Source organism: Rhodococcus sp. FW305-130, assembly GCF_058788335.1.
Genome location: NZ_JBYTAP010000006.1, coordinates 389,891 through 413,129, shown reverse-complemented (window position 1 = coordinate 413,129; position 23,239 = coordinate 389,891). Strand labels below are relative to the sequence as shown.

Here is a 23,239-nt window from a genome sequence, read left to right as displayed (position 1 = left end):
CAGCGGTGTTCAGCTCCAGCAATAGTCGGCCAGCAGTGCGCGTGAGTCCGGAACGAACGGCCACGACGGGTCCTGCAGGTGGGCGCCGAGTTCTTTCGGCGTCCACCACCAACCTTCGGCGATCTCGCTGGGTTGATGTGCCATCGGCCCGTCGTATCTGAGTTCGAACGCAAACAGGTGACAGCGCAACGGAGAGTTGTTCCACTCGCCGTCCCAGGAGATTCGAGCGATCTCCGTCAGTTGGAGTGGCTGATCTGAAGTTCCGAAGATTCCGAGTTCTTCACCGACTTCACGGATCGCAGTTTCCTGCGGCGTCTCACCTGGATCAACGACACCTCCGGCAAGACAGTCGTGATAGCCCCCGAACACCGCTTTCGTGTCGGTTCGGCGATGGACGTAGATGCGGGAGCCGTCCCCGGTGCGAACCAGGACGCCCGCACTCGCGTGCCAGAGCCCACCCGAGTAGACGACGGAACGTGGTGCTCGGCCGATCGGATTACCCGTCCGGTCGTACACGGCGACTACCTCGTCCGCGGGATTCAGGTCTGCGGTGAGAGGTTGGTGCATTCCTCCAACTGTGCCACGCCTGTGGGTGCCGCGCCGCAATCACATAGGCTCTTGTGTCATGCAGCGGATCATCGGTGTCGAAGTCGAATACGGAATATCTTCACCCAGTGAGCCGTCGGCGAATCCGATTCTCACTTCAACCCAGGCGGTGCTTGCCTACGCCGCCGCAGCGGGCGTGCCACGGGCCAAGCGCACACGCTGGGATTACGAGGTCGAATCTCCGCTGCGAGATGCCCGAGGCTTCGATCTGGGGCGAATGAGCGGGCCCGCACCGGTCATCGACGCTGACGAGATCGGCGCCGCGAACATGATTCTCACCAACGGGGCACGGTTGTACGTCGACCACGCCCATCCTGAGTATTCGGCCCCCGAGGTCGCCGACCCGCTCGATGCCGTGATCTGGGACAAGGCCGGCGAACGAGTGATGGAGGCAGCTGCGCGGCATGCCTCCAGCGTGCCGGGTGCCCCACGGTTGCAGTTGTACAAGAACAACGTCGACGGCAAGGGTGCGTCGTACGGCACGCACGAGAACTACCTCTGCTCGCGTGACACCCCGTTCGCCTCGATCGTGACCGGCTTGACGCCGTTCTTCGCGTCCAGGCAGGTGATCTGCGGTTCCGGTCGTGTGGGTCTCGGTCAGTCCGGCGACGAGGCCGGATTCCAGCTTTCGCAGCGATCCGACTACATCGAGGTCGAAGTAGGCCTCGAGACCACGCTCAAGCGCGGAATCATCAACACCCGCGACGAACCGCACGCGGATGCGGACAAGTACCGCCGGCTGCACGTCATCATCGGTGACGCGAACCTCGCGGAGATGTCGACCTACCTCAAGGTGGGAACAACCGCGCTGGTACTCGACCTGATCGAGGCGGGCGTCGACCTCACCGATCTGCAACTGGCACGTCCGGTCACCGCCGTCCACCACATCAGCCACGACCCCACTCTTCGCAAGACCGTTGCGCTGGCCGACGGTCGTGAACTGACGGGGCTTGCGCTGCAACGTATTTACCTCGAACGGGTCTCGAAGTTCCTCGATCGCGAGGCGGATCGTGATCCGCGAGCGGACGATATCGTCGCCAAGTGGGCGATGGTTCTCGATCTCCTCGAGCGCGATCCCATGGAGTGCGCGAACATCCTCGACTGGCCGGCCAAACTGCGTCTGCTCGAAGGTTTCCGCAATCGTGAGGGACTCGCGTGGTCGGCTCCGCGATTGCATCTGGTGGATCTGCAGTACTCCGACGTGCGACTCGACAAGGGCCTCTACAACCGTCTGGTTGCTCGCGGCTCCATGGAGCGGCTTGTCACCGAACAGCAGGTTCTCGACGCGGTCACGAACCCTCCCACCGACACTCGCGCATACTTCCGTGGCGAGTGCTTACGCCGATTCGGTGCCGATATCGCGGCCGCGAGCTGGGATTCGGTCATCTTCGATCTCGGCGGCGAGTCGTTGATCCGCATCCCCACCCTAGAGCCGCTTCGAGGTACCAAAGCGCACGTCGGAGCGTTGCTCGACTCCGTTGACAGCGCCGCGGAATTGGTTGATCAGCTCACTCACTGAAACAGCCGATGCGGCTCGCCGTCGCGTCTCTCCACACCTGACGGTGCCGCTCGGTAGGGTGAAGGTCCGAGCGGGATCAGTTACCGACTCTGCTGGGCCGAACAGGATGCTCGCGAGAGCTCCCTTCACACAAGGAGGTCGACGGCGATGGCTCAAGAACAGACGCAGCGTGCCGGTGGCGGCGAAGACGACGAAACCACTGGTGGCGACGGCAGTGCCGGCCAGGAACGTCGCGAGAAGCTCGCTGCAGAAACCGACGACCTGCTCGACGAGATCGACGACGTGTTGGAAGAGAACGCCGAGGACTTCGTCCGTGCCTATGTCCAGAAGGGCGGCCAGTGACGGTGGATCGCGCGCCCCGGATCACCGACGGGGACACACGGTTGAGCTTCGGCTCGAATCTGTCGTCATTCTCGGAATACCTTCGGGTGCATGCACCGGAGCATCTTCCGCAGAACCGCTTCGCCGACACAGGAGGTGTTGTCATGGGCGGGGGAGACGTAGCTCCGCACGGCACCACCATCGTCGCGATCAGCTATGCGGGTGGTGTTCTGCTCGCGGGTGATCGCCGAGCGACGATGGGCAACCTCATCGCCAGCCGTGACGTGCAGAAGGTGTACGTCACGGACGACTACTCGGCTGCGGGTATCGCCGGTACGGCCGGGATCGCAATCGAACTGGTCCGGCTCTTCGCGGTCGAGCTCGAACATTACGAGAAGATCGAAGGCGTCCCACTCACGTTCGACGGCAAGGCCAATCGACTTTCGTCGATGGTTCGAGGAAATCTCGGAGCAGCGATGCAAGGTTTGGCGGTCGTGCCATTGCTCGTGGGTTACGACCTGGACGCGGTCGATCCGTCGAGGGCAGGTCGCATCGTCTCCTACGACGTCGTCGGTGGGCGATACGAGGAGCGCGCGGGCTATCACGCAGTCGGATCCGGTTCCCTGTTCGCGAAATCGGCGCTCAAGAAGCTGTATTCCCCGGGAATCGACGAGGACACCGCGCTTCGGTTCGCGGTCGAGGCGCTGTACGACGCGGCAGATGACGATTCGGCTACCGGTGGTCCTGATCTGACACGCGGGATCTATCCGACAGCGGTCACCATCACCTCGGCCGGTGCCGTGGAGTTGTCGACGGCCAAGGCTGCCGAGATCGCAAGGGAGATCGTCGCGGCTCGTACTGCGACAGCGAGTCCGGAAGGGGAGTCTGCGCTATGACGATGCCGTACTACGCATCAGCCGAACAGATCATGCGCGATCGTTCGGAATTGGCGCGCAAGGGAATTGCCCGCGGACGCAGCGTCGTCGTTCTCACCTACCGCGACGGAGTGCTCTTTGTCGCCGAGAACCCGTCGAGGGCGCTGCACAAGGTCAGTGAACTGTACGACCGTCTCGGATTTGCGGCAGTGGGCAAGTACAACGAGTTCGAGAATCTGCGCCGCGCGGGCATCGTCCACGCCGACATGCGTGGGTACTCGTACGACCGTCGGGACGTCACGGGGCGTTCCCTCGCCAATGCGTACGCACAGACCTTGGGAACGATCTTCACCGAGCAGCCCAAGCCGTACGAGGTCGAGATCTGCGTTGCCGAGATCGGCCGTTTCGGGAGTAGTACGCCGGCTCAGCTCTACCGGATCACGTACGACGGTTCCATCGCGGACGAGCAGGAATTCGTGGTCATGGGCGGTACAACCGAACCGATCGTGACGGCGATGCGCGAGTCCTACCAGCGAGACCTCGACCTCGAATCCGCGGTGCGGCTCGCGGTTGGGGCGCTTCAAAAGGGCGGTCCGGCGCCGGCCGGAACCACTGAGGCGGAACCGCGAACACTCGATGTGAGTGCACTCGAGGTTGCCGTTCTCGACAGCAACCGTCCACGCCGTGCGTTCAAAAGAATCGCTGGTTCGGCATTGGAAGAGATGCTTCCAACTCCGGCAGCAACTGAGGACGCGCCGCCGGCAAACGGCGACGCACCCTCGTAGTTGCTGCGTCGGTCTGGGAGTTACTGCAGGTCTGGAGTTACTGCGTGATTCTGTAGACGGCCACCGCGCCCGGTTCGGTGTCGAAATCGAACCGGCGCGCGTCTGCCACCACTTCACCGTCGGTGGCGATGGCTACCGGTGAATCGGCCACTCGAACCGACATCGAGGACACGAGTTCGCGAACGTAGACCCGCGAGCTGCCCAATGTTCCTGTGGCAGCAGCAAACAGCAGGCGTGAACGCGAGAACTTCTTGTCCGCGCGCAAGTAGCGGACGTCGAGCAGTCCACGGTTCATCTCCGGACGCGACATCGGCACCTGATCAGCGGGGGAGTATCGCCCGTTTCCGACGAAAAGCATCCAGATGGTGGTCCGCTTCCCGTCGATGGTGACAGTCATCGGCTCTGCCGCTGCGAGAACCCGGATCATTGCAGCACCAGCGGCCGGCCACTTACCGAAACGCGGTTCCCACTTTTCCCTCAGACGCACAGCGTCCGGGTATCCGCCCAGGCTGGCTGTGTTGAGAAACCGTGCAGTCACTCCGGAATCCGTGCGCACCACCGCGTGGTCGACAAATGCCGCCTGACCGGACTCGACTGCCTGTGCGGTCTCCTCGACATTCACCGCCCCGACGTCGCGGGCGAAATGGTTCAACGTTCCGCCGGGAAAGACCGCAAGTGGTAGCTCGTGCTTTGTCGCCGCGGTCGCGACCGTGACCACTGTTCCGTCGCCGCCGCATACTCCTAACGCTTTCGGCGAGAGTTCGGGGATCTTGGCATCGATCTGCATGTCGAAGTCGATGTCCGCGTCGAACTCGTAGACGATGGCCTCCGGCAGCAGTTCTCGAATCGATTCCACGATCCCGTCGTCCTCGGAGCCTGAACCAGGATTGGTGAAGACCAACAAGCCTTCTCCGCGCGCGAGCGCGGGAACCACACATTCGGGTCCGAGTTCGGCGGGTTCTTCGTCTCGCACCGCCCACCAACGACGTGTGCCGGCAGCGATTGCGCCGCCGACCGCGAGGCCTGCGAAGACGTCGGACGGCCAGTGCACTCCGTTGTGAACGCGTGAGTACGCCACTGCTGCGGCCAGTGGCGCGAGTGCGGCGCCCGCCGCCGGGGACTCCATGGCCACTGCCGCGGTGAATGCCGCGGCAGAAGACGAATGCCCGGAGGGGAACGAGGACGACGTCGGAATGTCGACGCCTCGCTTCGGGCTCAGCCAGACACGCGCCGGTGGGCGCCGGCGGGGGAAGAGGGGCTTGAGTATGCCGTTGGCCAGCGCGCTCGAACCTGCCAGCGCGAGCATCCCACGTGCCGCTGCCCTCCTGGGGCGGCCACCGATCATCGCGAGCAAGGCTGCGACAACCATCCACAAAACGCCGTGATCGGCAGCTCTGGAGAGAAACCGCATGGTCGGGTCGAGCACGGAAGGGCGCAGTGCTCCAGTGCTTTCCATGACTTTGACGTCGCTTCGGACAACTTTTCGGCGAATAAGGCTCACACCGTCACACTATGCCGCCGCCCGACGTTGTCGAGTCGTGACTTACGACGCGATCGAAGTACACGGGTGAACCTCGCATTCTGGTTGTAGTGTCGAAGTGTGCAGAGACGAATCATGGGTATCGAGACGGAATTCGGCGTTACCTGCACCTTTCACGGGCACAGGCGACTGAGCCCCGACGAGGTTGCTCGTTACCTCTTCCGTCGTGTCGTGTCGTGGGGTCGCAGCTCCAATGTCTTCCTTCGTAACGGAGCCCGCTTGTACCTGGATGTGGGTTCGCACCCGGAGTACGCGACCGCAGAGTGCGACAGCCTCATCCAGTTGGTCAATCACGACCGTGCCGGTGAGCGAGTGCTCGAAGAACTGCTGATCGACGCCGAGGCGAGACTCGCCGAGGAGGGGATCGGCGGCGACATCTACCTCTTCAAGAACAACACCGACTCGGCCGGAAACTCGTACGGATGCCACGAGAACTTTCTCGTCGCGCGCGCCGGTGAGTTCTCCCGCATTTCGGATGTCTTGTTGCCGTTCCTCGTCACGCGCCAGTTGATCTGCGGCGCCGGCAAGGTGCTGCAGACGCCGAAGGCCGCGACGTTCTGCCTCTCGCAGCGTGCGGAACACATCTGGGAAGGTGTCTCGTCGGCGACCACGCGCTCGCGTCCGATCATCAACACCCGCGACGAACCGCATGCCGACGCCGAGAAGTACCGCCGACTGCACGTGATCGTCGGCGATTCGAACATGGCCGAAACAACGACGATGCTCAAGGTCGGTTCTGCAGCACTCGTGCTCGAGATGATCGAAGCCGGGGTTTCGTTCCGCGATTTCGCTTTGGACAACCCGATTCGTGCCATCCGCGAGGTGAGTCACGACGTGACGGGTAAAAAGCCTGTCCGTCTAGCTGGTGGTCGTCAGGCCAGTGCCCTCGACATTCAACGCGAATACCACGCCAAGGCAGTCGAACACCTGCGTAACCGCGAACCGGACCCGCAGGTCGAGCAGGTAGTCGACCTGTGGGGTCGCACCCTCGATGCCGTCGAAGCTCAGGATTTCGCGAAGGTCGACACGGAAATCGACTGGGTCATCAAGCGCAAGCTGTTCCAGCGCTACCAGGACCGTCACGGTTTCGACCTGTCCGATCCCAAGATCGCGCAGCTCGACTTGGCGTACCACGACATCAAACGCGGCCGGGGTGTCTTCGACGTGCTGCAGCGAAAGGGCTTGGTCAAGCGGGTCACCGAGGACGAGACGATCGACGATGCCGTCGAGAATCCGCCGCAGACCACGCGCGCCAAATTGCGAGGCGACTTCATCACTGCCGCCCAGGCCGCAGGCAGGGACTTCACGGTCGACTGGGTTCACCTCAAGCTCAACGACCAGGCGCAGAGAACGGTGCTCTGCAAGGATCCGTTCCGTTCCGTCGACGAGCGTGTCGAGCGTTTGATCGCTTCGATGTAGGTCACCCACTTTCACGATTTACAACACGGCAGGTCTGTTTTGCGGCGACGCGCCGGGCACGAAAGTGTCCGGCGCGCGTTCGGTTATCGGATAGCCACTAGGATTTCGGCGTGGCGACATCAAAAATCGAGCGGTTGATGAACCTGGTGATCGCATTGCTGTCCACCAGACAGTTCCTCACGGCGGAGAAAATCCGCGACAGTGTGGCCGGGTACAACGATTCCGCGAACTACGAAGCGTTCAGTCGCATGTTCGAACGCGACAAGAACGAACTTCGTGACCTGGGTGTCCCGTTGGAAACCGGTCTGGCAGGACGGTTCTCGACGGTCGAGGGTTATCGGATCAATCGCAATGCCTATGAGCTTCCGGACGTTGACCTCACCAGCGAGGAATCTGCTGCGGTTGCCGTCGCCGTGCAGTTGTGGGAGTCGCCGGAACTGATTTCGGCAGCCCAGAGTGCACTACTCAAACTCCGAGCGGCCGGCGTCCAGGTCGACTCAGAAGTCAGTGCCGCGCCGGTCACGGCGATTCCCGCGCGCACCCGCGGTTCGGAGCCCGCGCTCGGCAAGCTGCTTGCAGCCGTCGACGCCGGACGAGCAGTTCATTTTCAGCACCGCGGCGCGTTGAACGAACCGTTCACCGAGCGCACCGTCGAGCCGTGGGGCGTAGTCACGCACAACGGCAAGTGGTATCTGGTCGGGCACGACGTCGACCGTGATGCGGTGAGGACCTTCCGGCTCTCCCGGATCGGTGACGATGTCAGGGAGTTCGGCCCGGCCGGTTCGGTTCACAAACCCGAGGGTGTTGATCTTCGCGAGGTCGTCGACCGCGTGACCGGATCGGGAGTCGTCACCGGAACCGCCACGGTCTGGGTCGCAGACGGCCGCGCACATGAGCTTCGGCGGCTTGCGACGTCGTCGTCCGATCGGCGGCTGACCGATCGTGATGGCAGCGTGCTGGCCATTCCCGTCCGATCCTGGGAATGGACCGCTCGGTTGATCGCCGGTCACGGTTTGGATGCACTGGTGTTGGATCCACCGGATTTGCGTGCTGAGGTCGTCGCGAAGCTTCGCGCCGCCGCGGCGAGCCCGGCCACCAGCAATGACGGACAGGGGGACAACTGATGAGCAATCGACTGTCATCGCGGTTGGCACGGCTGCTCAACCTCGTGCCGTACTTCATCGCGAATCCGGGCATCAGTCCCGCCGAGGCGGCCGAGGAACTCGGCGTCAGCACGACTCAACTGATGACCGATCTGAATCAGCTGTGGGTGTGCGGACTGCCCGGGTACGGTCCCGGCGATCTCATCGACCTGTCCTTCTCCGAGGAAAGTATCGAGGTCACGTTCTCGGCCGGGATCGATCGCCCGCTGCGCCTCACCTCTACCGAAGCGACGGCATTGCTGATCGCCCTTCGGTCGTTGGTGGAAATGCCGGGCATGGTCGATCCGTCGTCGGCCCAGCGCGCTATCGCGAAGATCGAGGACGCAGCAGGCTCGGCCGCGGCACGAGCTATCGGTCAGGACCGGGATACATCGCCGGCGCCGGACATCGCCGAAGACCCGATCGCCGCGACGGTCAGAGCCGCGCTCGCAGACAAGACCGCCCTGCGATTGACGTATTACTCGGCCTCGCGTGACGCGGTCTCCGAGCGCATCGTCGATCCCGTTCGTATCGTGTTGGTCGACAACTACAGCTACCTCCAGGCCTGGTGCCGTCAGGCCGAGGGTGTGCGGTTGTTCCGATTCGATCGGATCGATGCCGCCGTCCAACTCGACGAGCCGGCCGACCCGCCGCCGCAGGCCCTCGAGGAGGATTCGAATCTCGAGTTGTTCAGCGGCGACGGTTCCCTTCCGGAAGCACGGTTGTTCATCACCAAAGAGTGGGTGTGGATGCTCGACTACTACCCGATGGACGTCGAGCACGTGAACGGTGACGGGTCGGTCGAGGCGACGATGAGTTTCGGAACACTCGAATGGATGGCAAGGCTGGTGTTGGGATTCGGTGAGGGAGTTCGGGTCCTTCATCCGCCGGAACTGGTCTCCGAAGTCCATGATCGGGCCGTTGCGGCACTCGACGCCTACGACGTAATCGGTTCGTAAAAGTTGGGGAAACTGCGCGTTCAGTGGGTTCGCAGGAAACAAACAGGTAAAAGGTAGCTGAAGTAAGTGCTTTGACACCTCCGAGCGCCGGTTGTGTCCGGTAGCATCGAGGAATCTGATCATGGGAGGTCGTTATGGGTGCAATGCAGCCGATGCATTGGCTGATTGTCGCTGTTGTCGTCGTAATTCTGTTCGGGTCGAAGAAGCTTCCCGATGCAGCACGCGGTCTGGGTCGTTCACTCCGCATCTTCAAGAGCGAAGTCAAGGAAATGCAGAACGACGATGCGGCGCCCGCAAGCGCGCCGGTCGCACAGCCTGCTCCGGCACAGTTGCCGACGGCCAACACCGCGGTGGTCGCAAACGGTGCAGCAGCACCTGTTGCGCAGCCGACCGAAGTCAAGCCGCTCTAGTACACACTGCGTTCTAGCCGGGGTGAAATATTCGTTCACCCCGGTTGTCTGCTGACCAAGACCAGGATGCACAGTGCGTATTCCGTTAGATCCGCGTAACCGCAAGCGGAAGGTCAACCCAGACGGCACCATGTCGTTGGTCGACCACCTGTACGAATTGCGGACTCGTTTGTTGTTCGCATTCCTCGGCGTGATCATCACCACGGCGTTCGGCTTCTTCTGGTACTCACACTCGATACTGGGTCTCGAGAGTCTGGGCGATCTGCTTCGTGGACCGTACTGCGAGCTTCCGTCCGAGAGTCGCGCCAACCTCAGCACCGACGACGCGTGCCGATTGCTGGCGACCGGGCCGTTCGAGCAGTTCATGCTGCGATTCAAAGTGGCGCTCACCGCCGGCATCGTTCTTGCCTGCCCAGTGTGGCTTTACCAATTGTGGGCATTCATCACCCCGGGGCTCTACGCCAAAGAACGTCGATACGCGGTCGGATTCGTCACCGCTGGTGCCGCACTCTTCATTCTCGGCGCGATCCTGGCGTACCTCGTCGTGGCGAAGGCTTTGCACTTCCTCCTGACCATCGGTGACAACGTCCAGATCACCGCGCTCAGTGGTTCGGAGTACTTCGGCTTCATCATCAACCTGCTGCTCATCTTCGGTGTCAGCTTCGAAATTCCACTGCTCGTCGTCGTGCTGAACTTTGCCGGCATTCTGACGTACGAGCGTTTGAAGGCCTGGCGTCGAGGATTGATCTTCGGGCTTTTCGTATTTGCTGCAGTCGCCACGCCGGGTTCGGATCCGTTCTCGATGCTGGCGCTCGCGCTGGCCCTGACGCTTCTCTTCGAGGTCGCTGTTCAGATCGCTCGCCTCAACGACAAACGTAAGGCCAAGCGAGCCGGTGAAGACTGGGGCGCACTGTCCGACGAGGAAGCGTCCTCCATCTCGTCTCCGTCCGATCTGAACGAGGCTTTCGACAATCCGACCAAACCCAAGGCCGAATCGAGTGGTTTGTTCGGACGTAAGTCCAAGTCCAAGGCTCCGGTTGCGGAGAAATCCGACACCGGCGGCGACAACGCGCCCGGTCAGGATTTCACTGACACCCTCTGAGCGCCGTGCCACCACGTCGGCGGCGTGTGAAACCCTGACGAGGTGGTTATGAACAAGAGTGAACTGAGCACGTTTGCGTCCAGCCTGAAGTTCGAACTCGATCCATTCCAGGTGAAGGCATGCGTTGCGCTCGAAGCGGGCCACGGAGTCCTTGTCTGCGCGCCGACCGGCGCAGGCAAGACCGTGGTCGGCGAGTTCGCTGTCCACCTGGCTCTCGCGGCGGGCCGCAAGTGTTTCTACACGACGCCGATCAAGGCGTTGAGTAATCAGAAGTACGCAGAACTCGTCGAGCGGTACGGCCCGAGCGAGGTCGGCCTGCTGACGGGTGATTCGAGTATCAACTCCGACGCACCGGTGGTCGTCATGACCACTGAAGTCCTGCGGAACATGCTCTACGCAAATTCCGAGGCACTGCGCGGGCTTTCGCACGTAGTCATGGACGAAGTGCACTACCTGGCGGACCGGTTCCGTGGTGCGGTGTGGGAGGAAGTGATCCTGCACCTGTCCGAGGATGTTCGGCTGGTGAGTTTGTCGGCGACCGTGAGCAATGCCGAAGAATTCGGCTCCTGGATGGAAACCGTCCGCGGCGACACCACCGTGGTCGTCGACGAGACGCGGCCGATCCCGCTGTGGCAGCACATCATGGTCGGTCGACGGATCTTCGATCTCTTCGACAGCCGCAGTCATCCTGCCGCTGGGCCGAAGACCGTGCTCGTCGATCAGGATCTGGTTCGCCACGTCAAGCAGCGTCAGGCTCTCGAACGCGTCGAGAGCTGGCAGCCGCGTGGCCGCGGGCGTCGTGGCAGCTACCAGAGTTCCAACGATTTCCGACCCTTGCCACGACCTGACGTCATCGCGCAGCTGGACCAGTCCGGACTGCTCCCGGCGATCACCTTCATCTTCAGCCGCGCCGGTTGTGATGCGGCTCTTGCACAGTGCCTGCGGTCCCGACTGGATCTGACTTCGCCGGAGCAGGTTCGCGAGATCGACACCATCATCGAGAAACACACCGGGGAACTACCCGAGGAGGATCTCGAAGTTCTCGGATATCGGGACTGGTGCAAGGCACTGCGACGCGGACTGGCCTCTCACCATGCCGGCATGTTGCCGGCATTTCGCCAGACAGTCGAGGAACTGTTCGTCAAGGGTCTCGTGCGGGCGGTCTTCGCGACCGAGACGCTGGCCCTCGGCATCAACATGCCGGCACGCACGGTGGTCCTCGAACGTCTGGTCAAGTACAACGGTGAATCGCATGCCGAACTGACACCGGGGGAGTACACGCAGCTGACCGGTCGGGCAGGCCGACGCGGCATCGACGTCGAAGGGCACGCTGTGGTTCTGTGGCAGCCCGGGGTCGAGCCCACGGATGTCGCCGGCTTGGCGTCGACCCGGACGTTCCCGCTCCGCAGTTCGTTCCGCCCCTCGTACAACATGTCGATCAACCTCGTCGAACGCATGGGCGCGGCCGATTCACGGAAGCTGCTCGAGCGTTCCTTCGCACAATTCCAAGCGGATCGCTCGGTGGTCGGCCTGGTGCGTGGCATCGAGCGGAACGAAGAAGCCCTGAAGGGTTTGCAGGAGAAACTCGGCGGTGCGGACGGCGAATACTTCGAATACGCGTCGTTGCGTGAGCGGCTCAGTGCGCGCGAGCGCGCGCTCGAACGTAAGGGCCGCGAAGATCGACGCGGAGATGCGGTGGAGTCCCTCCGTGCACTCGCCCGCGGTGATGTGATCGCAATTCCCATCGGTCGTCATTCCGGGGTGGCAGTGGTCCTCGTCCCGGACAACGATCCGAAGGACCCGCGTCCGCTGGTTCTGACTGCCGATCAGTGGGCCGGCCGACTCTCCTCGGGTGATTTCCCGGAAGCAGCCGACGTTCTGGGAAAGATGCGCCTGCCCAAGCATGTCGATCACCACACCGCAAGGATCCGGCGCGATCTGGCCTCGGCGTTGCGTAGTACCGGGATCAGTGCTCCCCGGCGGAAGAAGCGCCACAAGGCGGGCGCGTCCGAAGACGCCGAGGTCGCTACTTTGCGACGCGCTATTCGCTCGCATCCGTGCCACAGCTGGCCCGATCGTGAACATCTGAGCCGGATCGGTGAGCGCTACAACCGGCTGGCCCGGGAAACGCAGTCGATGAGGGAAAAGGCAGCGGCCACGACCAACTCGTTGGCGCGGACGTTCGACCGCATCATTGCGCTACTCAAAGAGCGTGAATACATGACTGCCGAAGCAGCGCCCGAAGTCACCGAATCCGGACGACGACTCAGCCGCATCTACTCGGAAAGCGACCTTCTGGTCGCCGAGTGCCTGCGGACCGGGGCGTGGACAGGTCTCAGCCCGGCCGAGTTGGCGGCCGTCGTCTCCTCGGTGGTCTACGAATCACGTCGGGACGGCGACACCGTTGATCGGGTGCCGACAGCGGCGCTTCGTCACGCCCTCAACGACACTCAACGATTGTGGAGCGAACTGCGGTCGGACGAGATTCGTCACAAGCTGCCGCCGACGCGGGAACCGGATCTCGGATTCGTCACCGCCGTTTATCACTGGGCGAGTGAGAACTCGCTTGTCGACGCACTGATCGCGGCCGGAGTGCAGGGCCGTGCGCTGTCTGCGGGTGACTTTGTACGTTGGTGTCGTCAGGTGATCGATCTCCTCGATCAGGTCCGCCTGACATCGACGGATGCCGACGTCGCGAAGACTGCGGCGCGGGCGGTAGCTGCAATTCGTCGCGGGGTAGTTGCTGTCGACGCAGCATGACCGCAACTATGTGGTTTGATTCGCAGACTGGTATTTCGAGTGGGAGGCGAACATGAGCGGGCCTTACGGACCGAACGATCCGAATCGGCAATGGGGTCCTGGTGATCAGCAGCAGCCGAACGAGCAGCAGTGGGGGCAGAATCCTCAGCAGCCGGGCGGTCAGCAGCAGCCTGGTCAGCAGCCCGGCCAGCAGCAGCCGTGGGGTCAGCCTGGTCAAACACCGCAGCCCGGTCAACAACCCGGCCAGCAACAGCCGTGGGGACAACCTGCCTACGGCCAGCCCGGGCAGCCTGGTGGTCAGCCTGCGTACGGTCAGCCGCAGCAACCTGGACAAGGACAACCCGGCCAGCAACAGCCGTGGGGACAACCCCAGCAGCAGCCTCCCGCTCAGCCGTGGGGTCAGCCCGGGCAACAGCAGGCACCTGACGCGACCCAGGCCTGGGGTCAGCCGCCTGCTGCCGCACCTCAGCAGGCATGGGGCGCCGCGGCTCCCGGCCAAGCGCCGGGACAGCAGAATCAGTGGAACCAGGCTCAGCCGTTCCCGAGTCCCGGTGCGCCCGGAAACCAGTCGGGTAAGTCGAAGAAGCCCTTGATCTTCGGTGCGATCGGTGTTCTCGTCGTACTTGCTGCTGTCGTGGTGGCCCTGGTGTTCGGTGTCTTCGGCAAGAACACACTCGATCAGAGCGCGGCTCAGGCCGGCGTCGAGAAGATCGTCACCGAGTCCTACGGGGCAAAGAACGTGAGCAACGTTCAGTGCCCCGCGGACCAGGAAGTCAAGTCAGGCAACAAGTTCACCTGCACGCTTTCGATCGCGGGTGTGAAGTCGAACGTGACTGTGACTTTTGTCGACGACAACGGCACGTACGAGGTCAGCCGCCCGAGCTGACGCTCTACTGGTCGGAACGGCCTGCCGCCGCAGCCTCGAGCGCGGCGGCAAGCCGTCCGGCCGAGCGCTCGATGTTCAGCGAGGCCGCTACTTCCTCGAAGCGTGCGGGATCGGCGGGGGTCGCCGGGAGTTGGTCGTCCTTCGAGAACTGAACGTCCGCGTCGCGAACCACTCGTACTACCGGCAACGCAGCATCAAGGTAAGCGATGGCCTCTGGTGAGGTGAGTTTTGCGCGAATTCCCTTGGCCATGTCGGATTCCGGATCAGCTGCGGCCGCGCGAAGTCCGGCCAACGAGCCGTAGCGCAGCATCAGCGTCGACGCAGTCTTCTCACCGACACCCTTGATGCCGGGTAGACCGTCGGAGGCGTCTCCGCGCAGTACCGCGAGTTCGGCGTATGCCTCGCCCGCACGATCACCGGGTACTCCGTACTTCTCGGCAACCTCGACCGGTCCGAAGAGTTCTGCCTTGGACAAGCCACGGCCCACGTAGAGGACACGAACGGGCACGTACTCGTCGGTGACGACCTGCAGAAGGTCTCGGTCACCACTGACGACGACGGTGAGATCTTCGCGCTCGGTGGCGGCAAGCGTTCCCAGCACGTCGTCGGCTTCGAGTCCGACGGCACCCGCCGTCGCGATTCCTGCTGCTGCGAGCACGTCCATGATCATGTCGACCTGAGGCGTCAACGTGTCCGGAACTTCTTCGGACGAACCGTCAGAGCCTTCTTCGACGCGATGCGCTTTGTACGTCGGGACTGCATCGACGCGGAACTGCGGTCGCCAATCCAAGTCCAGGCACACCGCGAGACGACTCGGCTGGTGTTTGGTGATCAGGGAAGCCACCATGTCGGTGAAACCGCGCACGGCGTTGACAGGTCTTCCGTCGGGGTCGACGAATGACTCGGGCAGCGCGTAGAACGCACGAAACCACAGGCTGGCACCGTCGAGGAGAAGCAATGGCCCACTCATGGTCACCATCCTGCCAGTCGGCACTAACCTGTAAGCCATGACGTCTCCAGCCGAACAGGATTCCCGATTCTCCAGCGCCGTGTACGGCGCACGTATCGCTCGCGCCGCGGAGTTGGCTCGATCAGCAGGACTCGACGGTCTGGTGGTGACTCCAGGCCCGGATCTGCGGTACCTGACGGGTTCTCGGGCCGACTCGTTCGAGCGCTTGACCGCGTTGGTCATCGCTGCGGACACGGCGAAGGCGTCTGTCGTGCTTCCTCGCTTGGAGTTGGCGTCGTTGAAGGAATCGGCGGTGGGCGATCTCGGGCTGACCGTCCTCGACTGGGTCGACGGTGTCGACCCGTATGCGATTGTGGCGGCGCAACTCCCGACCGGCGCCAAGGTTGCGGTGACGGATGCGATGCCTGCATTGCACCTGATCCCGCTCGCAGACACCTTGGGCGCGTTGCCGATCCTCGCTACCGGCGTATTGCGTGAATTGCGGATGGTCAAGGACGACGCCGAGATCGAGGCGTTGCGACGGGCCGGTGCGGCGATCGACCGTGTTCACGCCCGCATGGCCGAGTTCTTGATCGTCGGCCGTACGGAAGCCGAAGTGGGCGAGGCAATTTCGGAGGCGATTCTCGAAGAGGGGCACACCGAGGCCGCGTTTGTGATCGTCGGATCAGGCCCGCACGGCGCCGATCCGCATCACGAGGTTTCGGACCGGGTGATCGAGAGCGGCGATATCGTGGTGATCGACATCGGCGGACCGGTCGAGCCCGGCTACAACTCGGATTCCACCCGCACGTACAGCATGGGGCAGCCGTCCGCCGAGGTATCAGCGCAGTTCGCGGTACTCGAAGCGGCACAGCAGGCTGCCGTCGATTCGGTGCGGCCAGGAGTATCCGCAGAATCCGTCGACGTTGCCGCCCGCGAAGTGCTTGCCGCACAAGGTCTTGCGGAGGTCTTCGTTCACCGCACCGGTCACGGTATCGGGCTGTCCGTGCACGAGGAGCCGTACATCGTCGAGGGCAACACCATCGAACTCGTCGAAGGTATGGCCTTCAGCATCGAACCGGGAATCTACTTCCGCGGCAGTTGGGGTGCCCGTATCGAGGACATCGTCGTCGTGACCGCGGACGGTTGCGAGTCGTTCAACAACCGTCCGCACGGCCTGACTGTCCTCGGCTGATCAGCTTTCCTTGAACGCCGCGGACCCGAGGATGCGGGTGACGTCGATTTCGATGACCACGCGCGCTGGGTTGACCCGTGGCTGGCGGTACCGCTCGGCATAGCGCCGAACGGCGTCGGCCACGGAGTCCTCGTCGGCGAGCACGCGTGCCGGCCCTTCGAGCGTGAGCCAGCGACCACCGTCGACCGAACTGACTGCGGCGTATCCGCCACGCGCTGCGTTTATCGCCTTCTGTGAACCACCGCTGGTGATCACGCGCGCCTTTCCGGCTTCCTGGTCCCAGGTGAACCCGACGGCCACGACGTGTGGGGTGCCGTTCGGACGCAACGTCGTGAGTGTCGCGAGGTGGTATTCACCGACGAACTTCAGCCCGTCTTCGGTGAGAGTCTGCTGTGCCGATGGCGTGGTGGAGGGGGTGAGCGTCATGCCACGACGGTAATCCAGGACACTGGAGCGGTGACTGCGGGTGCGAACGTGAATGACATCGAGACGGTACTGCTCCTCGGCGGACGAAGTGAGATCGGCCTCGAGATCGCGGTCAGGCTCGCGCCGGGCCGCAACATCGTTCTGGCTGCCAGACGCAGCGGCGAGCTGTCGGAGCAGGAGCAGATGCTCAGGAACGCCGGAGCGGTCGGCGTCTCCACCGTCGAGTTCGACGCCGACGCCGTCGACACGCACGGAGACCTCCTGGAGGCCGTAGTCGCCGAGCACGGTCGGATTTCGGTTGCAGTGCTGGCCTTCGGAATTCTCGGCGATCAGGCGCGTGCCGAAACCGACGCGGCGCATGCGGTCGCGGTGGTGCACACCGACTACGTGGCGCAGATCAGCATCCTCACGCACCTCGCGGAGATCATGCGCCGACAGGGAACCGGAAAGATCGTGGTGTTCTCGTCCGTCGCCGGCGTTCGGGTTCGCCGCGCCAACTACGTCTACGGGAGCGCAAAGGCCGGCTTGGACGGTTTTGCCAGCGGTCTGGGCGACGCGCTGCACGGTTCGGGCGTGCAGTTGATGTTGGTACGGCCAGGGTTCGTCATCGGGAAGATGACCGAGGGAATGTCGCCTGCCCCGATGTCGAGCACTCCGTCGCAGGTCGCCGACGCCGTCGTACGGGGACTGAACTCCGGGGCGACTCGGGTGTGGGTTCCGCGAATTCTGCAGCCGGTGTTCTTCGTCATGCGGCTTCTGCCTCAGACGATCTGGCGCCGGATGCCGCGATGACCGCACACCCGGTGGTGATCGTCGGCATCGGCGCCGACGGCTGGGAAGGGCTGTCCGAGAGCGCGCAGGGTGCAATCCTCGGTGCGGAGGTCCTGATGGGGTCGCCGCGCCAGCTGGACTTGGTCCCGGCGGCACATCTCGGGGCACGGCGTGCGCCCACCAGGCTCACCTGGCCGTCTCCGATGATTCCGGCGTTGCCGTCGATGTTCGCCGAGAACGCGGACCGCAAAGTATGTGTGCTCGCCAGCGGTGACCCGATGTTCCACGGCCTCGGCGTCACGTTGGTCCGGCTGCTCGGCGCGGACAACGTGCGAGTGATCTCGCACCCGTCGTCGGTGGCGTTGGCGAGCGCGCGAATGGGATGGGCATCGGCCGAGGTCGACGTCGTGAGTCTGGTGAACCGAGACTCGGCGACCGTCTTGGCGGCAGTGGTCGATGGCGCGCGCCTGTTGGTTCTGAGCAACGGGCGCTCGACACCGGGGGAGGTGGCTCGTCTGTTGTCCGGCGCGGGCTTCGGACGATCGATCGTGACCGTGCTGGCCCAGCTGGGCGGGGCCGAGGAATCGCGGACCGTCACGGTGGCAGACGAGTGGGATCACGCGGACGAGGACGTGGACGCGTTGAACATTCTGGCCGTCGAGTGCATCTCGGTCGATCATCCGTTGCGGCTGACTCGAATCCCGGGTCTGCCGGATGCTGCGTTTGTCGGCGACGGTCAGATGACCAAGCAGGAGATCCGCGCATTGACGTTGTGTGCACTCGCACCGGCGCCGGGAGAACACCTCTGGGACGTCGGCGGAGGGTCGGGAACCGTCGCCATCGAGTGGATGAGAACCCACCCGCGTTGCACTGCAACAGCATTCGAGAAGGTGGCGAGCCGGGTATCGCAGATCGGTGCCAATGCACTCAATCTCGGCGTGCCTGCGTTGGCAGTGAAAGCGACCGCGCCCGAGGCGTTTGCGGAAGAGGTTCGGCGTCCCGATGCGGTGTTCGTCGGCGGCGGCGTCACGCAACCGGGAATGCTCGAAGCGTGCTGGGAGCAGTTGAGCGTGGGTGGTCGTCTGGTTGCCAACGCCGTGACTGCCGAGTCCGAATCGTTGCTGCTCGGCTGGATGAGTCGCCATGGTGGGACGCTGCGACGCTTTCAGGTGCAGCGCGCCGAGCCTTTGGGCGCGTTCAACGTTTGGCGACCGCAACTTCCGGTGGTCCAATGGTCCGTCACAAAAAGTCAGCCGTCTGCAGGCGCAGGCACAGATACGCCGGAGGAATCCACACAATGACCGTTCATTTCATCGGTGCGGGTCCCGGTGCGGCAGATCTGATCACTGTCCGCGCGCAACGCATCATCGCTGCGAGCCCTGTGTGCTTGTACGCCGGCAGCCTTGTCCCAGCGGAGTTGCTCGAGTGGTGCCCGGTCGGGGCGCAGGTCGTGGACACTGCTCGCCTGAGCCTGGACGAGATCACCGCGATCCTTGTCGAAGCGCATTCGGCCGGGCTGGACGTCGCGCGTCTGCATTCCGGTGATCCGTCGATCTTCAGCGCGGTAGCCGAGCAGGCTCGTCGCCTGGACGCCGCGGGTGTCGATTTCGACATGATTCCCGGTGTTCCTGCATTTACCGCGGCCGCCGCAGCGCTGAGGCGTGAGCTGACCGTCCCAGGCGTCTCGCAGACCATTGTTCTCACCCGAGTCTCCACCTTGTCGACGGCAATGCCGGAGGGCGAGGATCTGCGGTCCCTGGGCCGCAGCGGCGCAACGATGGTGGTTCACCTCGGCGCTCATCGCATCGAACAGATCGCATCCGAGTTGGCCGACAATTACGGCGAGGACTGCCCTGTGGCGGTCGTCGCCTTCGCCTCGCGGCCCGAGGAGATCGTTGTTCGAGGCACTTTGAAGACGATCGTCGAACTTGTTCATGCAGCCGGCATCACGAAGACGGCCGTTGTGATCGTGGGCCGAGTGTTGACTGCTGAAGGATTCCCGGACAGCTATCTCTACTCGGCGGCGCGTGAGAGAAGCACACACTGACCCCGACGGGTACTCGTCGTCGCGTGCTCTTGCTCGGCGGCACGGGTGAAGGTCGAGTGATCGCTTCTCGGTTGGCCGATTCAGCCGACCTCGAAGTTGTCACATCGCTGGCCGGCCGGGTTCGTGATCCTCGATGGCCGGAGGGGGAAGTGCGCATCGGTGGGTTCGGGGGAGCCGAAGGGCTCTCGGAGTGGTTGTCGGCCAACGATATTCGTGCAGTGCTGGACGCCACGCATCCGTTTGCCACTCGCATCACCAAAAATGCATTCGACGCGTGCCGCGCGAATTCCGTTCCGTACGCCATGTATCGACGCCCCCCGTGGCGCGAGCAACCCGGCGACACCTGGCTTCCGGTACGCGATCTCGATCACGCCGCAGAATTGGTGCCGACGATCGGCTCACGCGCTTTTCTGACGATCGGGAGGCAAGGAGTTTCGGCGTTCGACCGCGTGAAGAACGTCTCGTTTCTCGTGCGTTCCATCGATCCGCCTTCAGGGACATTGCCGCCTCATTCGCAATTGCTGCTCGCACGTGGCCCATTCGACGTCGAAGCGGAAGTCGATCTGATGAGAACTCACGGCGTCGACGTCGTGATCACCAAGAACAGTGGCGGCGAGCAGACGTACGCAAAGATCGCCGCCGCCAGGCAATTGTCGATCCCGGTGATCGTCGTCGAACGACCACCGATCCCGGCGACCGCTCCGGCATTCGACACCGAAGCCGGGGCGGTGGACTGGCTCACGGCTTTCGGTAGTGGAACGGCGCTGTGAGGCCGACATCGCGTTCGCTTCAGGTTCGTCTAAGGTTCCGTGACCATACTGGAGGGATGTTGGGATCTTTCGACGCCGCACTGCGGGACCGCGCATGAGAGTGTCGGTTCCCGGAATGAGCCGTCGAAAACCATCGGGAATTCACGTGCGGACGCTCCATGCGCGCGTGAAATTGCTGACTGCAGGCCTGGTGGCGATCGCGGTGATCGTGTCGGCGTCGGCGGTGTACATCGTGTTCAACGCGTATTTGCAAGGCAACGTCGATCGACAACTCGAGCGCACGAGTGACGCGATCACCGACACCGTCAATTTCGGCGGTGTCACACCGGTTCTGGGATTGACGGCCGGCGCGGATACAGCGGTCATCCAGGCGGTGGGGCTTCTCACTGCCGACGGCGCCTTGGTGACGGCGACTCCCGGTCTGCCGCCGTTCAGCACCAGCGCAGACGCCATCAGGTCGATCGCAGACGGCAATTCGTCGCAGACGATCGCAACCGTCGATGCGTATCGAATTCTTGTCGAGCCCTCGGTTGCGGGCCAAACTTTGGTTGTCGCGCAATCCTTGGGGCCGACCCGTTCGGTCCTCAAGCGACTCGCAGTGGTGTTGGCGGCACTCGGGGCGGCCGGTATCGCACTCGCTTACGCGGCCGGAGATGCTGTGGCACGCACAGGATTACGGCCAATTGCGCGACTCACTGCGGCAACGCGGCGGGTTGCCGAAACGGATGATCTTGCGCCGATTCCGGTGACCGGCGACGACGAGTTGGCGTCGTTGACAGTCAGTTTCAATCGGATGCTCGGGACGTTGTCGGAATCGCGGGCGCGCCAGAGAAGTCTGATCACCGAAGCGGGCCAGGACCTTCTGGCTCCGTTGACTGCACTTCGCACCAATATCGAGTTGTTGATGTCTTTCGATACCAAGTCCGGCGCGATTTCCGAGGCAGATGCAACGCAGTTGCGTGAGGAAATCACGGACCAGATGATGGAGTTGACGCTCCTCGTCGGAGAGTTGGTGGACCGTGCGCGGGTTGACGAAAGCACGTTGGGGAGAGGAGATTCCCTCTAAATCGGACGTCTGACCAGCGCCTTTGTTGCATTCGTAATTGAAGCAATGGAAGGAGCGCTGGTAATGTGGGGCAATTGTGAAGTTTTTGGGTATAGCTGGAGTGTGGCGCGAACCGTGGGGTTTGCTGGGCGGGGGCCTTTGGAGGACGAGAGGGATTCAGTGGTCAAGCAAGCACGCGCCGAGCTGACTCGGCAGCAAATCGTTGCCGGCGCGGCCGCGCAGTTCGAGAAGACTGGTTACGGCAGCACCAGCATGGCCGACATAGTCTCGGGGGCCGGTACTACCAAGGGCGCGTTGTACTTCCATTTCGCGTCGAAGGACGAGCTCGCGCAATTCATCATTGCCGAACAGCATCGGCTCTCGATCGAATCGGTGCAGGCGATTTCCGCGACGGGCAAGGACCCGTTGGAACAGATGATCATGCTCACGCACGAAATGGCACGTCAGATTGTCGACGAGCCGATCGTTCGCGCGGGCATTCGCCTGACGCTGGAACTGAGCACGTACGAGGGGCCGGTGGAACCGTACGCCGAATGGATCTCGGCAATCACGGATCTCACCGCCAGAGCTCAGGCGGAAGGTGAAATCCGAAAATCGGTCAGCGCAGAATCGTTCGGCAGGTTCATGCCCTCGGCATTCACCGGGGTACAGCTGGTTTCGAACGTTCTCACCCGACGCTCGGACCTTCCGGATCGTGTCGACGAGATGTGGCAGATCCTGCTTCCGGGAATCGTCAGCGACGAACTTTCCGGTGACATCGAGCGCCTCGTCAAGTCGCGGTGGACTCCGGCGGCGGCGTAGCCTGCGGGACATGGCCGTCACGCGGATAGTTTCGGATCTGTCGAGTAGTTCGCTCGAGGCCGCGCAGCGCTTCTACACCGAAGTGCTGGGCCTCGAAGTTGTCATGGATCACGGGTGGATCGTGACGTTGGCTTCGCCGACGGATCCGTCCTCGCAGATCAGCGTCATGACGCACGACGCGCATGCGCCCGTCGTGCCGGACGTCTCCGTCGAGGTGGACGATCTCGATGCGGCGTACGAGGCCGCGGTGCAGCGCGGCGACGCCATCGTCTATCCCGTCACCGAGGAGCCGTGGGGTGTGCGCAGGTTCTTCGCTGCCGACCCCGACGGTCACGTGATCAACATCCTCAGCCACCGACGCGAGCAGTGATGGCGTCCGGCCCGGGCGGACTGACGTACCTCGAGGTGGGCGCAACGTCAGGCGTTCTCCCCGCCGGCTATCACCACGTTCACGAGAGCGCGACCGTCGGATCCGGACGTGAAGATTTCGAGGTCGCAGCTCGTACCGTCCTGGAATGGGGAATGCACCGCGGAGCCGGTCTTACCGTCCGCACGGCAGCCCCGACCGCGGTGGCAGGTCAGGATGCGACTTTCGGACTCGGTCCGGTGACTATCCCCGTTCGGATCGTCTATGTCGTCGACGACCCCAATCGCAAGGGCTTCGCGTACGGAACCCGCGCAGGCCACCCCGAATGCGGAGAGGAATTGTTCGCCGTCCAGTTCGACGAGACCAGCCAAGCGGTTCGTATCGAGATCGTCGCATTCTCCAAGCCTGGAACGTGGTGGGTGCGTCTCGGCGCTCCGATCGGACGTCGAGTTCAGGCGTTTGTGACGCGCCGCTACATCCGTGCCGTCCGCGCGAGCGTCGACCGATCGCGGGTTTGACCCGT

At 63.2% G+C, this 23,239-nt stretch carries 24 protein-coding genes; 20 read left to right on the top strand and 4 right to left on the bottom strand.

Annotated elements, in window-relative coordinates:
- Nucleotides 1-9: 9 nt before the first annotated feature.
- Nucleotides 10-567 (bottom strand): NUDIX hydrolase, encoded by a 558-nt coding sequence (locus tag AC3WQS_RS20955; protein WP_060938584.1) that lies wholly within the window; start codon nucleotides 565-567, stop codon nucleotides 10-12.
- Between the two features lie 58 nt (nucleotides 568-625).
- On the opposite strand from AC3WQS_RS20955, the gene dop reads away from it, so the two are divergent.
- From dop to prcA, 4 genes are all read left to right on the top strand, one after another.
- Entirely contained in the window at nucleotides 626-2,125 is a 1,500-nt protein-coding gene (dop, locus tag AC3WQS_RS20950) for a depupylase/deamidase Dop (RefSeq protein WP_019748516.1), read from the top strand.
- Nucleotides 2,126-2,272: 147 nt separating this feature from the next.
- Nucleotides 2,273-2,467 carry a ubiquitin-like protein Pup gene (locus AC3WQS_RS20945; RefSeq protein ID WP_003944925.1) on the top strand — a complete coding sequence of 65 codons (195 nt, stop codon included), beginning with the start codon at nucleotides 2,273-2,275 and terminating at the stop codon, nucleotides 2,465-2,467.
- Nucleotides 2,464-3,342 carry a proteasome subunit beta gene (gene prcB / locus AC3WQS_RS20940; protein WP_019748515.1) on the top strand — a complete coding sequence of 293 codons (879 nt, stop codon included), beginning with the start codon at nucleotides 2,464-2,466 and terminating at the stop codon, nucleotides 3,340-3,342. Before AC3WQS_RS20945 ends, prcB begins: the two co-directional genes overlap by 4 nt.
- Entirely contained in the window at nucleotides 3,339-4,106 is a 768-nt protein-coding gene (prcA, locus tag AC3WQS_RS20935; protein ID WP_019748514.1) for a proteasome subunit alpha, read from the top strand. The genes prcB and prcA overlap by 4 nt, the downstream gene beginning before the upstream one ends.
- A 37-nt stretch (nucleotides 4,107-4,143) precedes the next feature.
- Here the strand turns inward: prcA and AC3WQS_RS20930 are convergent, their stop codons facing one another.
- Nucleotides 4,144-5,562 carry a phosphatase PAP2 family protein gene (locus tag AC3WQS_RS20930; protein ID WP_021344323.1) on the bottom strand — a complete coding sequence of 473 codons (1,419 nt, stop codon included), beginning with the start codon at nucleotides 5,560-5,562 and terminating at the stop codon, nucleotides 4,144-4,146.
- A 144-nt stretch (nucleotides 5,563-5,706) separates the two neighbouring features.
- Here AC3WQS_RS20930 and pafA point away from each other — a divergent pair, with 144 nt between their 5' ends.
- The 7 genes from pafA to AC3WQS_RS20895 all read left to right on the top strand — a co-directional run bounded on the left by pafA (nucleotide 5,707) and on the right by AC3WQS_RS20895 (nucleotide 14,324).
- Nucleotides 5,707-7,065: a Pup--protein ligase gene (gene pafA / locus AC3WQS_RS20925; RefSeq protein ID WP_007729869.1), complete on the top strand. Its 1,359-nt coding sequence runs from the start codon at nucleotides 5,707-5,709 to the stop codon at nucleotides 7,063-7,065.
- A 110-nt stretch (nucleotides 7,066-7,175) separates the two neighbouring features.
- A complete protein-coding gene (locus tag AC3WQS_RS20920; protein ID WP_019748512.1) occupies nucleotides 7,176-8,189 on the top strand; it encodes a helix-turn-helix transcriptional regulator in 1,014 nt (337 codons plus the stop codon).
- Nucleotides 8,189-9,166: a helix-turn-helix transcriptional regulator gene (locus AC3WQS_RS20915; protein ID WP_020907807.1), complete on the top strand. Its 978-nt coding sequence runs from the start codon at nucleotides 8,189-8,191 to the stop codon at nucleotides 9,164-9,166. Before AC3WQS_RS20920 ends, AC3WQS_RS20915 begins: the two co-directional genes overlap by 1 nt.
- A 134-nt stretch (nucleotides 9,167-9,300) precedes the next feature.
- Nucleotides 9,301-9,576, top strand: coding sequence for a Sec-independent protein translocase subunit TatA (gene tatA / locus AC3WQS_RS20910; RefSeq protein WP_003944836.1), 276 nt, complete (start codon nucleotides 9,301-9,303; stop codon nucleotides 9,574-9,576).
- Nucleotides 9,577-9,649: 73 nt separating this feature from the next.
- Nucleotides 9,650-10,678, top strand: a complete 1,029-nt coding sequence (gene tatC, locus AC3WQS_RS20905; protein ID WP_019748510.1) for a twin-arginine translocase subunit TatC — start codon at nucleotides 9,650-9,652, stop codon at nucleotides 10,676-10,678.
- A gap of 48 nt (nucleotides 10,679-10,726) precedes the next feature.
- Nucleotides 10,727-13,438, top strand: coding sequence for a DEAD/DEAH box helicase (locus tag AC3WQS_RS20900; RefSeq protein WP_021344319.1), 2,712 nt, complete (start codon nucleotides 10,727-10,729; stop codon nucleotides 13,436-13,438).
- A gap of 52 nt (nucleotides 13,439-13,490) precedes the next feature.
- On the top strand, nucleotides 13,491-14,324 hold the full coding sequence (locus AC3WQS_RS20895; protein ID WP_020907805.1) for a DUF4333 domain-containing protein: 834 nt from the start codon (nucleotides 13,491-13,493) through the stop codon (nucleotides 14,322-14,324).
- A gap of 4 nt (nucleotides 14,325-14,328) precedes the next feature.
- On the opposite strand, the gene AC3WQS_RS20890 is transcribed toward AC3WQS_RS20895, so the two are convergent.
- The gene (locus tag AC3WQS_RS20890) at nucleotides 14,329-15,294 is read right to left on the bottom strand and encodes a 5'-3' exonuclease (RefSeq protein ID WP_020969666.1); all 966 of its coding nucleotides are present in this window, start codon (nucleotides 15,292-15,294) and stop codon (nucleotides 14,329-14,331) included.
- Between the two features lie 37 nt (nucleotides 15,295-15,331).
- Between AC3WQS_RS20890 and AC3WQS_RS20885 the strand changes: the two genes are divergently transcribed.
- On the top strand, nucleotides 15,332-16,468 hold the full coding sequence (locus AC3WQS_RS20885) for a M24 family metallopeptidase (protein WP_020969665.1): 1,137 nt from the start codon (nucleotides 15,332-15,334) through the stop codon (nucleotides 16,466-16,468).
- Here AC3WQS_RS20885 and AC3WQS_RS20880 read toward each other — a convergent pair whose 3' ends face one another.
- Nucleotides 16,469-16,894: a PPOX class F420-dependent oxidoreductase gene (locus tag AC3WQS_RS20880; protein ID WP_019748505.1), complete on the bottom strand. Its 426-nt coding sequence runs from the start codon at nucleotides 16,892-16,894 to the stop codon at nucleotides 16,469-16,471.
- Between the two features lie 30 nt (nucleotides 16,895-16,924).
- Between AC3WQS_RS20880 and dprE2 the strand changes: the two genes are divergently transcribed.
- The 8 genes from dprE2 (at nucleotide 16,925) to AC3WQS_RS20840 (ending at nucleotide 23,234) form a co-directional block, all read left to right on the top strand.
- Nucleotides 16,925-17,686, top strand: coding sequence for a decaprenylphospho-beta-D-erythro-pentofuranosid-2-ulose 2-reductase (gene dprE2 / locus AC3WQS_RS20875; protein ID WP_020969664.1), 762 nt, complete (start codon nucleotides 16,925-16,927; stop codon nucleotides 17,684-17,686).
- The gene (cbiE, locus tag AC3WQS_RS20870; RefSeq protein ID WP_197942245.1) at nucleotides 17,683-18,966 is read left to right on the top strand and encodes a precorrin-6y C5,15-methyltransferase (decarboxylating) subunit CbiE; all 1,284 of its coding nucleotides are present in this window, start codon (nucleotides 17,683-17,685) and stop codon (nucleotides 18,964-18,966) included. The genes dprE2 and cbiE overlap by 4 nt, the downstream gene beginning before the upstream one ends.
- A complete protein-coding gene (gene cobM, locus AC3WQS_RS20865) occupies nucleotides 18,963-19,712 on the top strand; it encodes a precorrin-4 C(11)-methyltransferase (protein WP_019748502.1) in 750 nt (249 codons plus the stop codon). The genes cbiE and cobM overlap by 4 nt, the downstream gene beginning before the upstream one ends.
- A 23-nt stretch (nucleotides 19,713-19,735) precedes the next feature.
- On the top strand, nucleotides 19,736-20,482 hold the full coding sequence (locus tag AC3WQS_RS20860; protein ID WP_195791749.1) for a cobalt-precorrin-6A reductase: 747 nt from the start codon (nucleotides 19,736-19,738) through the stop codon (nucleotides 20,480-20,482).
- Between the two features lie 166 nt (nucleotides 20,483-20,648).
- Nucleotides 20,649-21,548, top strand: coding sequence for a HAMP domain-containing protein (locus AC3WQS_RS20855; RefSeq protein ID WP_225320034.1), 900 nt, complete (start codon nucleotides 20,649-20,651; stop codon nucleotides 21,546-21,548).
- A gap of 159 nt (nucleotides 21,549-21,707) precedes the next feature.
- On the top strand, nucleotides 21,708-22,349 hold the full coding sequence (locus AC3WQS_RS20850; RefSeq protein ID WP_019748499.1) for a ScbR family autoregulator-binding transcription factor: 642 nt from the start codon (nucleotides 21,708-21,710) through the stop codon (nucleotides 22,347-22,349).
- Nucleotides 22,350-22,359: 10 nt separating this feature from the next.
- Complete coding sequence (locus AC3WQS_RS20845; RefSeq protein ID WP_070797037.1) at nucleotides 22,360-22,719, top strand: VOC family protein; 360 nt, start codon at nucleotides 22,360-22,362, stop codon at nucleotides 22,717-22,719.
- Nucleotides 22,719-23,234, top strand: coding sequence for a DUF1990 domain-containing protein (locus AC3WQS_RS20840; RefSeq protein ID WP_264614540.1), 516 nt, complete (start codon nucleotides 22,719-22,721; stop codon nucleotides 23,232-23,234). The genes AC3WQS_RS20845 and AC3WQS_RS20840 overlap by 1 nt, the downstream gene beginning before the upstream one ends.
- The last annotated feature ends 5 nt before the right edge of the window (nucleotides 23,235-23,239 follow it).

Excerpts from the sequence above, each read along its gene's own strand:
- AC3WQS_RS20955 (WP_060938584.1), bottom strand. The coding sequence starts at position 567 with ATGCACCAACCTCTCACCGCAGACCTGAATCCCGCGGACGAGGTAGTC.
- dop (WP_019748516.1), top strand. The coding sequence starts at position 626 with ATGCAGCGGATCATCGGTGTCGAAGTCGAATACGGAATATCTTCACCC.
- AC3WQS_RS20945 (WP_003944925.1), top strand. The coding sequence starts at position 2,273 with ATGGCTCAAGAACAGACGCAGCGTGCCGGTGGCGGCGAAGACGACGAA.
- prcA (WP_019748514.1), top strand. The coding sequence starts at position 3,339 with ATGACGATGCCGTACTACGCATCAGCCGAACAGATCATGCGCGATCGT.
- AC3WQS_RS20930 (WP_021344323.1), bottom strand. The coding sequence starts at position 5,562 with ATGGAAAGCACTGGAGCACTGCGCCCTTCCGTGCTCGACCCGACCATG.
- AC3WQS_RS20915 (WP_020907807.1), top strand. The coding sequence starts at position 8,189 with ATGAGCAATCGACTGTCATCGCGGTTGGCACGGCTGCTCAACCTCGTG.
- tatA (WP_003944836.1), top strand. The coding sequence starts at position 9,301 with ATGGGTGCAATGCAGCCGATGCATTGGCTGATTGTCGCTGTTGTCGTC.
- AC3WQS_RS20900 (WP_021344319.1), top strand. The coding sequence starts at position 10,727 with ATGAACAAGAGTGAACTGAGCACGTTTGCGTCCAGCCTGAAGTTCGAA.
- AC3WQS_RS20895 (WP_020907805.1), top strand. The coding sequence starts at position 13,491 with ATGAGCGGGCCTTACGGACCGAACGATCCGAATCGGCAATGGGGTCCT.
- AC3WQS_RS20890 (WP_020969666.1), bottom strand. The coding sequence starts at position 15,294 with ATGAGTGGGCCATTGCTTCTCCTCGACGGTGCCAGCCTGTGGTTTCGT.
- AC3WQS_RS20885 (WP_020969665.1), top strand. The coding sequence starts at position 15,332 with ATGACGTCTCCAGCCGAACAGGATTCCCGATTCTCCAGCGCCGTGTAC.
- AC3WQS_RS20880 (WP_019748505.1), bottom strand. The coding sequence starts at position 16,894 with ATGACGCTCACCCCCTCCACCACGCCATCGGCACAGCAGACTCTCACC.
- cbiE (WP_197942245.1), top strand. The coding sequence starts at position 17,683 with ATGACCGCACACCCGGTGGTGATCGTCGGCATCGGCGCCGACGGCTGG.
- cobM (WP_019748502.1), top strand. The coding sequence starts at position 18,963 with ATGACCGTTCATTTCATCGGTGCGGGTCCCGGTGCGGCAGATCTGATC.
- AC3WQS_RS20845 (WP_070797037.1), top strand. The coding sequence starts at position 22,360 with ATGGCCGTCACGCGGATAGTTTCGGATCTGTCGAGTAGTTCGCTCGAG.
- AC3WQS_RS20840 (WP_264614540.1), top strand. The coding sequence starts at position 22,719 with ATGGCGTCCGGCCCGGGCGGACTGACGTACCTCGAGGTGGGCGCAACG.